Source organism: Fluviirhizobium alvei (assembly GCF_030551875.1).
Taxonomy (GTDB): Bacteria; Pseudomonadota; Alphaproteobacteria; order Rhizobiales; family Rhizobiaceae; genus Rhizobium_E; species Rhizobium_E alvei.
On record NZ_JAUOZU010000003.1, the window covers coordinates 13911 to 23871 of the forward strand.

The following is a 9961-nucleotide window of genomic DNA, read 5'->3' on the forward strand; positions in this document are numbered from 1 at the left end:
GCGCTGGCCAGGCGGCTCCGTCTATCATGAATTCTTCAATCTCGTTCCACTTGCCGCAACGTCAGGCCGGATTGCCATGCGTCGGGTTGGGAACCATCCTCTTGAAGAACCCATTACCCAAAAGTCGTTTTACGGACTTTTGGGTAATCGGTTCTGAAACAATGTGGGGCGGGAGAGGACGCATGCCCTCTCCCGCCGGCCATTGCGATATTACTTGAGCTCGACCTTGGCGCCAGCGCCTTCGAGCTTCTTCTTGATGTCTTCGGCTTCAGCCTTGGAGACCTGTTCCTTGACCGGCTTCGGAGCGCCATCGACGAGGTCCTTGGCTTCCTTGAGGCCGAGGCCGGTGATAGCGCGGACTTCCTTGATGACGTTGATCTTGTTGGCGCCGGCGTCGGCGAGGATCACGTCAAATTCGGTCTTTTCTTCAACGGCAGCAGCCGGAGCAGCACCACCAGCAGCGGCAGCAACAGCCACCGGAGCAGCGGCGGAAACGCCCCACTTTTCTTCGAGCATCTTGGAAAGCTCAGCAGCTTCCAGGACGGTCAGGGCGGAGAGGTCTTCAACGATCTTTGCGAGATCAGCCATTTTCTTACTTCCTTGTATTGGGTTCGAACTTAGGTATTCAATTGACAGCGAAGTACCGCCTTATGCGGCTTCGCTCTTCTCGGCATATGCGTTGAAAACGCGAGCCAGCTGGCCAGCCGGAGCCTGAAGAACGCCAGCGATGCGGGTAGCCGGGGTCTGAATCATACCCACAAGCTTCGCACGCAGTTCATCAAGCGACGGAAGTGTCGCCAGTGCCTTGACGTTTTCTGCATCAAGAACTGTTGCGCCCATGGCTCCGCCGATCACAACGAACTTGTCGTTGGTCTTGGCGAATTCAGAGGCGATCTTGGGAGCCACGATCGGGTCATCGCTGTAGCAAATCAGCGTCTGGCCCTTGAAAAGACCATTGATCTTTTCGGACTCCGTGCCCTGAAGAGCGATCTTGGCCAGGCGGTTCTTCGCGACTTTGACGGTACCACCGGATGCGCGCATCTTGGAACGAAGATCGTTCATCTGCGCGACCGTGACACCGGCATAGCTCGCCACGACGACTGAGCCCGAAGCCTTGAAAACTTCGTTCAGTTCGGAGACGAATTCGCGTTTTTCCGCTCTATCCACTGTCTCACTCCTATTAGCAGGACCCGCTCTGTTCTAACGCGCTGGCCCTGCCGGGTTGCCTTTGCCGCATGGGATATGATCCCAAGCGACGCTTGAGGATCCTGCCCCCTCGCGCCACCCCCTTATGGAAGCAGACACAAGGCATCCAAGGTTCGAACCGTTCTTTGCGGACATTCATCCGCGGAAACCGGAACTTACCCGTCTCATGCAGGCCGTTGGGATTAAGGTTGCCCACCTGCAATCTCGGACAGGATGGCGAACTGTTACATTCGCCATTTCCCGGCCCGAAGGCCGGGAAACTGGTTACGGAGCCGAAGCTCCGGAAAATCAGGCCGCCGACAGGGTCGACGGATCAACCTTGACGCCCACGCCCTGGGTCGACGAGATCGCGACCTTCTTGACGTAGTTGCCCTTGGCACCAGCCGGCTTGGCCTTAATGACCGCGTCAGCGAATGCCTTGATGTTTTCTGCGAGCGCCTTGGCGTCGAAGGAAGCCTTGCCCACGCCAGCGTGGATGATACCGGCCTTTTCAACGCGGAACTCGACGGCGCCGCCCTTGGAAGCCTTGACGGCACCGGCAACGTCGACAGTCACGGTGCCGACCTTCGGGTTCGGCATCATGCCGCGCGGGCCGAGCACCTTGCCGAGACGGCCGACGAGCGGCATCATGTCCGGCGTGGCAATGCAGCGATCGAAATCGATCTTGCCACCCATAACGATTTCGAGCAGGTCTTCCGCACCGACGATATCGGCACCGGCAGCCTTGGCTTCATCAGCCTTGGCGCCGCGAGCGAACACGGCAACGCGAACGTTCTTGCCCGTGCCGTTCGGCAGGTTGACGACGCCACGAACCATCTGGTCGGCGTGACGCGGATCGACGCCGAGGTTCATGGAGATTTCGATCGATTCATCGAACTTGGCGACGGCACGTTCCTTGACGAGCGATACCGCTTCATCGAGGCCATAAGCCTTGTTCGGGTCGATGCCTTCACGAATCTTCTGAAGACGCTTTGCGATCTTGGCCATCTATCAGCCCTCCACTACCAGGCCCATGGCGCGGGCAGAGCCCTCGATCATGCGCATTGCGCCTTCGATATCGGCGGCGTTGAGATCCTTCATCTTGGCTTCGGCGATCTTGCGCACCTGGTCAGAGGTGATCGAACCGGCCTTGGCCTTGCCCGGAGTCTTGGAGCCGGAGGTGATCTTTGCTTCCTTCTTGAGGAAGTAGGACACCGGCGGCTGCTTCATCGCGAACGTGAAGGACTTGTCCTGGTAATAGGTGATGACGACCGGGATCGGCATACCCTTTTCCATTTCCTGCGTCGCTGCGTTGAACGACTTGCAGAATTCCATGATGTTGATGCCACGCTGACCGAGCGCCGGGCCGATCGGCGGGGACGGGTTGGCCGATCCTGCCTTGACCTGGAGCTTGAGCTGGCCTGCTACCTTCTTAGCCATTTCTCTGCCTTTCTTCGGGTTCGCACCTCGCAAGAAGCACAAACCGGTTTAGGCCGGTCGCCCGGCCAGAATGCCGACCCAGTCGGCGGCTGCGGTTGCGTGGTACGGCTTTCGAGGACCCGGCTAAGGTCGGCCTTCCACGCGGTCGGGCGGAAACCCGCCCGGTAGCAATCAGACCTTTTCGACCTGACTGTATTCGAGTTCAACAGGCGTTGCGCGACCGAAGATCGAGACTTCCACCTTGAGGCGGGAGCGCTCCTCATCGACATCCTGAACGATACCGTTGAACGAGGCGAACGGACCATCAGCAACCCGAACCTGCTCGCCAATTTCAAAGGAAACCGACGGCTTCGGATGCTCGACACCATCCTGGACCTGGTTGAGAATGCGCTCGGCCTCGATATCCGGAATCGGAACCGGCTTGGAATCGGAACCGAGGAAACCGGTGACTTTCGGCGTATTCTTGATAAGATGATAGGCTTCGTCGGTCAGCTGTGCGCGGACCATGACGTAACCCGGAAAGAACTTGCGCTCGCTATCGACCTTGCGGCCACGACGCACTTCGACCACCTTCTCGGTCGGCACGACGATCTTTTCGAAGAGATGCGACAGACCCTTCTGGCGCGCCTTTTCTTCGATCGCCTCGGCGACCTTCTTTTCAAAGTTCGAATATGCGTGAACGATGTACCAGCGCGCAGCCATCTCGATCTCCGATCCGTTAAATGCTGACGTTCAGGATCAGGCTGATCACCCAGCCCATCAACATGTCCGCAGCAAAAAAGAACGCAGCAGCAACACCGGCCATGATGAAAACCATCATGGTGGAGATGACCGTCTCGCGCCGCGAAGGCCAAGTCACTTTTGCCGTTTCGGAGCGAACCTGCTGCAGAAACGTAAACGGATTGCTTTTCGATGCCATTGACTGCTCACGCCATTTCGACGCGTAAAGCTGACATGTCAGCCCCACGCGCCGCGTGTCTGATTAAACCCTACATAAACTCCGATTCCCTTTTTAACAAGGGGTAAATCGCAGCTTCTTCATCAAACCGTCATGCAGCTTTTAAAAGCGCAAATCCTGTTTGAAATGTGAATGGCAGGGGCAGAGGGGCTCGAACCCCCGACCTGCGGTTTTGGAGACCGCCGCTCTACCAACTGAGCTATACCCCTTCGCCGGATGCCTGCGAAATCGCGGATCACCCTTTCGACAGGCGGGTTACTATTCAATTTGCTCTGCTGTGACAAGTGCTTTTTTGCCACCTTTCAACAAGGCCATTATTTCAGTCAGGCATCCGGCGGATTCTTTGCAGAGACAGTTCTCTCTCCTTCGTCATAGATAAACCGGCCATACCGGAGCCTCTTTGGCATGAAACGGGGTGAAAGCCGCAATCGCCGCCACGATCCAGTGAATAATTATCGGCACCATCGGGAGGAGAAAACCGAATATCCCCACCACTTCTGCATTTTAGACGATGCTTAGGCAGATGATAACCATCGAATAAGGATAAGCGTCAGAATGATACTTCTCGGTTTAAATCCGTATTCTTGACAGATCTCCTGTTTCAAACTCTGTTACGTTCTGGGGCAATTTGATCGATGCAACGATCGAACACAGGGGAAAGACGTGATCCGGAAATTTGTGACAGCAGCAGCAGCGCTCTATCTGTCTGCGATGGGATTTGTGACGCCGGGACAGGCTGGCGAGATGGTGCTTTCCAAAGAGGGTGGATGGAAGATCATCCTCAATCTGAATGCGGATACGAGCTTCAATCGCTGCATCATGGAAACGAATCAGAAGGGGCAGGTGCTCAGACTGGCTAATAACGGCAAGATCTGGAGCCTCTCGGTTCCCGCTGCCGGCCACAAGAGAGGCGCCGATGGCATGGTTGGCTTCAACAACCAGCAGAGCGAGTACTTCGCCTTCGCTTCCGACAAATCGAGAGCCTGGACCGAATTCCATCCCGAAATGGCCGACCAGCTCGGCCGTTCGGGCACGCTTGAAGTGTCAGTGGGCAACAAAAACTTTCGGTGGGCTGTGAAAGGCGCGAGCGGCGCCATGATGCGTGTCGCCGAGTGCGTCCAGCGCTTCAATCATTGATTTTCGGGACCGGCAGCTGCCGCCCTGCCCTCGACGGAGGTCAACAAACCGGAACTCCCCCGGCTGAGCCGGGGGAGACTGAAGATCAGTTCAGATCATCGACGCCCGCATCGGGCTTGCCGGAGATGCGGTGTGCCAGCGCCGCTTCCATGAACGGATTGAGCGCGCCATCAAGCACATCGCCCGGCGCCGTGCTTTCCACTCCGGTGCGCACGTCCTTCACCATCTGGTAGGGCTGAAGAACGTAGGAACGGATCTGGTGGCCCCAGCCGATATCGGTCTTGGACGCAGCTTCGGCATTGGCTGCCGCTTCCCGTTTTTCGAGCTCAACCTCGTAGAGGCGCGAGCGCAACATTTCCCAGGCCTTGGCCTTGTTCTTGTGCTGTGAGCGCTCCTGCTGGCAGGCGACTGCAATACCGGTCGGAATATGCGTGATACGCACGGCCGAGTCGGTCGTGTTGATATGCTGGCCGCCCGAACCCGACGCACGATAGGTATCGATACGGCAATCGCTCTCGTTGATATCGATATTGATGGAATCATCCACCACCGGGTAGACCCAGATCGACGAGAAGGACGTATGCCGCCGCGCATTCGAATCATAGGGCGAGATCCGCACCAGACGATGCACGCCCGATTCCGTCTTCAGCCAACCGTAGGCATTGTGGCCCTTGACGAGGATGGTTGCCGATTTGATGCCGGCTTCTTCACCGTCATGCATTTCGAGCACTTCGACCTTGTAGCCCTGCTTTTCCGCCCAGCGGGTATACATGCGCAGAAGCATGTTGGCCCAATCCTGGCTTTCGGTACCGCCTGCCCCGGCATGGACTTCGAGATAGGTGTCGTTGCTGTCGGCTTCGCCGGACAGCATGGCCTCGACCTGACGGCGGTTGGCTTCCGCCAGCATCTCCTTGAGAGAGGCTTCTGCGACGGTAATGATCTCCTGATCGTCCTCCATCTCGCCAAGCTCGATGAGGTCGATATTCTCCTGCAGCTGGGCCTCGAACTTGCGGACGCTCGAAATGCCGTCGTCAAGCTGCTGGCGTTCGCGCATCAGTTTCTGCGCTTCGGCCGGGTCATTCCACAGATTGGGATCTTCGGACTTGTTGTTGAGCCAGTCCAGGCGCCTTACAGCCTGATCCCAGTCAAAGATGCCTCCTCAGCAGGCTTATGGCCTGCTTGATTTCGTCGATTACATTTACGGTTTCGTTGCGCATTCGCTCATCCAACTGTTGAACTGAAGACGGGCCGTCAGATAGACACTGACGGCCCGGCTGTAAAGATGAAAGACCCGGTGTGGTTCAGAACAATCCCGGCTGTCCCGAAGTTATGGCATCCTTCGCCTGCTGCGAATTGTTGAGGATTTCTTCCGGCGACGCATAGCCTTCCGCGCCGATGACCGAGAAGACGTCGGCCGGGCCGGTTCCGGGCTTGAAGGCTTCCATGATCGTATCCGGCTCACCATCGAAGGCCTGCATGCCGGTCTTCCGGTTGACCGCGATCAGCTTCATCCCTTCCGGAATGATGAACTTTTCCGGTGTTGTCCCCTTCAAGGCGGCCTGCATGAACTCGTTGAACAATGGTGCGGCTAGCGAACCGCCGGTGGCACCACGGCCAAGCGGCTTGGGATCGTCAAAGCCCATATAGACGCCGGCAACGAGGTTCGGCGTGTAGCCGACGAACCAGGTGTCCTTTTCGTCATTGGTGGTGCCCGTCTTGCCGGCGACATCGCTCTCGAGCCGGATCTTGCCGGCGGCGGTGCCGCGCAGGATCACACCCTGCATCATCGAGGTGATCTGATAGGCCGTCATCGGATCGAGAACCTGTTCGCGATTGTCGACCACTTCCGGCTCGTCCTGGCTGGTCCATTCCGTCGCGTTGCATGCCTGGCAGATGCTTTCCTCATGCTTGAAGATCGTCTTGCCGTAGCGATCCTGAATCCGGTCGATCAGGGTCGGCTTGATCTGCTTGCCGCCATTGGCGAGCACCGAATAGGCCGAAACCATGCGCATGACCGTTGTTTCGCCAGAACCGAGCGACATCGAAAGCACTGGCTGCATCTTGTCATAGATGCCGAACCGCTCGGCATATTCGGCCACGAGGTTCATGCCCATGTCATTGGCGAGACGGACCGTCATCAGGTTACGCGATTTCTCGATACCGAGGCGCAGGGTCGAAGGGCCAGCGGCGCCGCCGCCATAGTTTTGCGGACGCCACACGGTACCGCCCGAAACGATCTCGATCGGCGCATCGAGCACAACAGATGCCGGCGTATAGCCGTTGTCGAGAGCGGCCGCATAGACGAACGGCTTGAAGGACGAACCCGGCTGGCGCATGGCCTGCGTCGCGCGGTTGAATTCCGACTGTGAATAGGAGAAGCCGCCGACCATGGCGAGCACGCGACCCGTATGCGGATCCATCGCCACGAAACCGCCCTGCACTTTCGGCGGCTGACGCAGCCTATAGGTTCCGTCCGCGTCGGCGATCGGCTGGACATAGACCACATCGCCGCTATTGAGAACGCCGGTCGGGTTTTTTGCCGTCTTGCGATCGCCCGTCGCCGAGCGATAGGCCCATTTCATGGCCTTGGCCGGAATCCGGCCGGTCACGCGCGCTTCATCGACCTTGCCGGCAGCATCGACTTCCGGCCTCAGGCCGATATCGACGCCCTCGTCATCGGTGGCCAGCACCACGGCCAGCTTCCATTCCGGCAGATCGCGGAACGGCACGACCTTCGACAGCGGCACGCCCCAGTCGGATCCCATCTCGATATGCGAAATGAGCCCGTGAAAACCGCGCGTTTCATCATAGCCGATCAGACCGTCCTGCAAGGCCTTGCGCGCGAAAGCCTGCAATTTGGGATCGAGCGATGTGCGAACGGACAGGCCGCCTTCGAACAGGGCATCTTCGCCATATTTTTCGGTGATCTGCCGCCGCACTTCGCTCGCGAAATATTCCGAAGCGAAGAGATAGGAGTTAGACTTCTTCGGGCTGACGCCGAGATCGCTCTCCTTAGCCTTTTCGCCATCCTCCGCCGTTACATAACCATTCTCGACCATGCGGTCGATGACCCAGTTGCGGCGTGTGAGCGCTGCATCGCGGTTGCGGAACGGATTGTAGTTCGACGGCGCCTTCGGAAGCGACGCCAGATAGGCAGCCTCGGCAATGCTGAGTTCAGTCACCGGCTTGTCGAAATAGGTAAGGGCCGCACTCGCCAGACCATAGGAATTGAGACCGAAGAAAATCTCGTTGAGATAGAGTTCGAGAATCTTGTCCTTCGAATAGGCCTGTTCGATGCGGAAGGCGAGAATGGCTTCCTTGACCTTGCGGTCGATCGTCCGGTCGGCGGTGAGAAGGAAGTTCTTCGTCACCTGCTGGGTGATCGTGGAGGCACCTTCCATGCGTTTTCCGGTGCCAAGATTCTGGATATTGTTGACGATGGCGCGCGCCAGACCCTGAAAGTCGACGCCGGCATGCTGATAGAAATTCTTGTCTTCCGCCGAAAGGAAGGCAGCCTTGACCCGATCCGGAATGGCCTGGATCGGCAGGAACAGGCGCCGTTCCTTGGCATATTCGCCGATCAGCGAACCGTCGGCGGCATGAACGCGGGTGGTGACCGGCGGCGAATAATTGGCCAGAACCTCATAGTCGGGAAGATCTTTGGTGACCTGACCGAGATAAAGTGCCAACGCCGCAGCAGCGCCAAGGAACAGAACCGAAGCCAGCCCGAAGAAATATCCGATCAATCTTATCATTGCATCATTGCCCGTCTGTCGTCACCGGTGGCCAGCGCAATGGCAGTGCTGGATTCGCTTTCGCAACAGTAGCGAAAACCGGTTCTTGCCGATACGTCCTTACCGATCCGAATGTGAGGAAAATAGGGCCGGTGCCGGTTTTCCCGGCCTAATCGCAGTCAGTTCGCGACGGCAACACCGGATTCCTTGAGATAACGTCCCACCGCATCCGAAAGCAGCGTCGCCACCTTTGCCTGCCATTCCGGATCGGTCAGCAGCTTCTCATCCTCCGGATTCGAAAGGAATCCCAGTTCAAGAAGGATGGAGGGCACATCCGGCGCCTGCAGCACCCGGAAGCCGGCATGCCGGAGCGGATTGTTGATCAGGGTGATCTGTCCTTCGAAGGATTTCACCACGCTTTCCGCCATGCGGATGGAAAAGGCCTGGGTCTCGCGCCGGGTCAGATCGATCAGAATATCGGTCACCTCTTCCGGCTCGTCATTCACTTGAATGCCGGCAATACCGTCGGAGAGGTTTTCCCGCTCGGCCAGACCGGCGGCGAGAAGGTCCGACGCCTTGTCCGATATGGTATAGACGGTCGCGCCGCGAATATCCTTCTGCCGCAAGGTATCGGCATGCAGGGAAATGAACAGCTTGGCGCCGCGCTGACGCGCGATCACCACGCGCTCGGACAGAGAGATGAACGTATCGTCCTCGCGGGTCAGGAAGGCACGAACACCCTTGATTGCATTCAGCCTGTCGGCAAGGTCCTTGGCGAAGGCGAGTGTCACGTCCTTCTCGTCCACTTTCGTCACGGCGCCCTGCGCCCCGGCATCGATCCCACCGTGACCGGCATCGACGGCGACGAGATAATCACCACCCTCCGGAGCGGGGGCGGCATCCCCTACCCGATCGCCTTTCCCTTCGACGGAACTTTCCCGACCGGTCCAGGCCTGGGTTTCGACAAGTGTGGTGTAATCCTTCTGCGGGATAACCTCGCAATCAATCACGAGGCGAAAGCCCTGGCTGCTTTCATTCGGCTGCACTTCGGCCAGAACGGCCTTGGCCGGGCGATGCATCGTCAGCACGATGCGGGAGGCATTCTCGCCCATCGTGCCATAGCGAATGTCGGCAAAGAGACCGATCGGTTCGAGTTCGGTCTCGGAAAAAGCGAAATGGGTCTCGGCAAGATCAATGACGATCCGGTTCGGATTGGATGTGTAATGGAGGGTGAATTCCGGCTTGCGGTCGAATTCGATCACTAGCCGGCCACGCGCATCATCGCTCGCCACACGCCCGCCGAACGCAATCAGGCTGTTCCTTGACTGTGTTTCGGTCGCAACCACGATGGCCGGAATCAGCCACAATAGTGCGAAGAACAGGATCTTCTGCAGAAAATTGCGAGACATTCCTGGCATTTTCCAATTCTTGAGCCGTTGTCGCATAAGACGCCGCGGGTTTCCGGCTAATACCAAGCGTCGATGATAGGAACCGATTGCGCCAGAGC

Annotated in this window: 10 protein-coding genes and 1 tRNA gene; 1 reads left to right on the forward strand and 10 read right to left on the reverse strand. The window is 57.9% G+C overall.

The genetic code is table 11. The features are described from left to right. Positions 1-210: 210 nt before the first annotated feature. The 7 genes from rplL to Q4481_RS03675 form a co-directional block, all read right to left on the reverse strand. Positions 211-588, reverse strand: coding sequence for a 50S ribosomal protein L7/L12 (gene rplL / locus Q4481_RS03645; RefSeq protein WP_304374929.1), 378 nt, complete (start codon positions 586-588; stop codon positions 211-213). A 60-nt stretch (positions 589-648) separates the two neighbouring features. Next, a complete protein-coding gene (gene rplJ, locus Q4481_RS03650) occupies positions 649-1167 on the reverse strand; it encodes a 50S ribosomal protein L10 (RefSeq protein WP_304374930.1) in 519 nt (172 codons plus the stop codon). Positions 1168-1494: 327 nt separating this feature from the next. Next, positions 1495-2193 carry a 50S ribosomal protein L1 gene (rplA, locus tag Q4481_RS03655; RefSeq protein WP_304374931.1) on the reverse strand — a complete coding sequence of 233 codons (699 nt, stop codon included), beginning with the start codon at positions 2191-2193 and terminating at the stop codon, positions 1495-1497. 3 nt (positions 2194-2196) lie between these two features. Then, a complete protein-coding gene (gene rplK, locus Q4481_RS03660; RefSeq protein ID WP_304374932.1) occupies positions 2197-2625 on the reverse strand; it encodes a 50S ribosomal protein L11 in 429 nt (142 codons plus the stop codon). A 171-nt stretch (positions 2626-2796) separates the two neighbouring features. Beyond that, positions 2797-3327: a transcription termination/antitermination protein NusG gene (gene nusG / locus Q4481_RS03665; protein WP_304374933.1), complete on the reverse strand. Its 531-nt coding sequence runs from the start codon at positions 3325-3327 to the stop codon at positions 2797-2799. A 16-nt stretch (positions 3328-3343) separates the two neighbouring features. After that, on the reverse strand, positions 3344-3544 hold the full coding sequence (secE, locus tag Q4481_RS03670) for a preprotein translocase subunit SecE (RefSeq protein ID WP_304374934.1): 201 nt from the start codon (positions 3542-3544) through the stop codon (positions 3344-3346). Between the two features lie 172 nt (positions 3545-3716). Further along, a tRNA-Trp gene (locus Q4481_RS03675) sits at positions 3717-3792 on the reverse strand. A gap of 454 nt (positions 3793-4246) precedes the next feature. Between Q4481_RS03675 and Q4481_RS03680 the strand changes: the two genes are divergently transcribed. Further along, positions 4247-4720, forward strand: coding sequence for a hypothetical protein (locus Q4481_RS03680; RefSeq protein WP_304374935.1), 474 nt, complete (start codon positions 4247-4249; stop codon positions 4718-4720). Between the two features lie 85 nt (positions 4721-4805). Here Q4481_RS03680 and prfB read toward each other — a convergent pair. The 3 genes from prfB to Q4481_RS03695 all read right to left on the reverse strand — a co-directional run bounded on the left by prfB (position 4806) and on the right by Q4481_RS03695 (position 9872). After that, positions 4806-5937, reverse strand: a protein-coding gene (gene prfB, locus Q4481_RS03685) for a peptide chain release factor 2 (protein ID WP_304374936.1) whose coding sequence is annotated in 2 segments (ribosomal slippage) — positions 4806-5867 and positions 5869-5937 — 1131 coding nt in all. Because the reading frame shifts where the segments join, the coding sequence is not laid out codon by codon here. 84 nt (positions 5938-6021) lie between these two features. After that, the gene (locus tag Q4481_RS03690) at positions 6022-8475 is read right to left on the reverse strand and encodes a penicillin-binding protein 1A (protein ID WP_304374937.1); all 2454 of its coding nucleotides are present in this window, start codon (positions 8473-8475) and stop codon (positions 6022-6024) included. A gap of 158 nt (positions 8476-8633) precedes the next feature. Continuing rightward, positions 8634-9872: an N-acetylmuramoyl-L-alanine amidase gene (locus Q4481_RS03695; protein WP_377353249.1), complete on the reverse strand. Its 1239-nt coding sequence runs from the start codon at positions 9870-9872 to the stop codon at positions 8634-8636. Positions 9873-9961 lie beyond the last annotated feature (89 nt).

Coding starts and splice junctions, on each gene's coding strand:
- rplK (WP_304374932.1), bottom strand. CDS start 2,625: ATGGCTAAGAAGGTAGCAGGCCAGCTCAAGCTCCAGGTCAAGGCAGGA.
- Q4481_RS03695 (WP_377353249.1), bottom strand. CDS start 9,872: ATGCCAGGAATGTCTCGCAATTTTCTGCAGAAGATCCTGTTCTTCGCA.
- nusG (WP_304374933.1), bottom strand. CDS start 3,327: ATGGCTGCGCGCTGGTACATCGTTCACGCATATTCGAACTTTGAAAAG.
- Q4481_RS03690 (WP_304374937.1), bottom strand. CDS start 8,475: ATGATAAGATTGATCGGATATTTCTTCGGGCTGGCTTCGGTTCTGTTC.
- secE (WP_304374934.1), bottom strand. CDS start 3,544: ATGGCATCGAAAAGCAATCCGTTTACGTTTCTGCAGCAGGTTCGCTCC.
- rplL (WP_304374929.1), bottom strand. CDS start 588: ATGGCTGATCTCGCAAAGATCGTTGAAGACCTCTCCGCCCTGACCGTC.
- rplA (WP_304374931.1), bottom strand. CDS start 2,193: ATGGCCAAGATCGCAAAGCGTCTTCAGAAGATTCGTGAAGGCATCGAC.